This window comes from Falseniella ignava CCUG 37419 (genome assembly GCF_000301055.1).
Classification (GTDB): Bacteria; Bacillota; Bacilli; order Lactobacillales; family Aerococcaceae; genus Falseniella; species Falseniella ignava.
Genome location: NZ_JH932305.1, coordinates 843 through 1,201 on the forward strand (window position 1 = coordinate 843; position 359 = coordinate 1,201).

General features: G+C 45.7%; 1 protein-coding gene. It reads right to left on the minus strand.

Annotated features, from left to right (window positions below):
- Positions 1–137 precede the first annotated feature (137 nt).
- Positions 138–359: hypothetical protein (locus HMPREF9707_RS09260; RefSeq protein ID WP_232217684.1), on the minus strand; the 222-nt coding region annotated here is incomplete at its 5' end.

Below are 359 nucleotides of genomic sequence, written 5' to 3' on the forward strand. Positions count from 1 at the left end.
ATTTGAGTGGGCGATTAGTCTGGCTCGGTGTTCACCAAACCAATCGGAGTAGTTTATTGGTCTGGCTTGGGTTCCACCTAACCAATTTGAGTGGGTGATTAGTCTGGTTCGGTGTTCGCCAAATCAAAACAAGCGGATTATTGGTCTAGATTATAGTCCACCAAACCAAAGTAGTGGTTAATTGGTCTGGCTGGGTGTTCACCAAACCAATCCAAGCGGATTATTGGTCTGGCTTGGGTTACACCTAACCAATTTGAGTGGGTGATTAGTCTGGCTCGGTGTTCGCCAAACCAATCGGAGTAGTTTATTGGTCTGGCTCCTGATCCACTAAACCAAAACAAGCAGTTTATTAGTCTGGC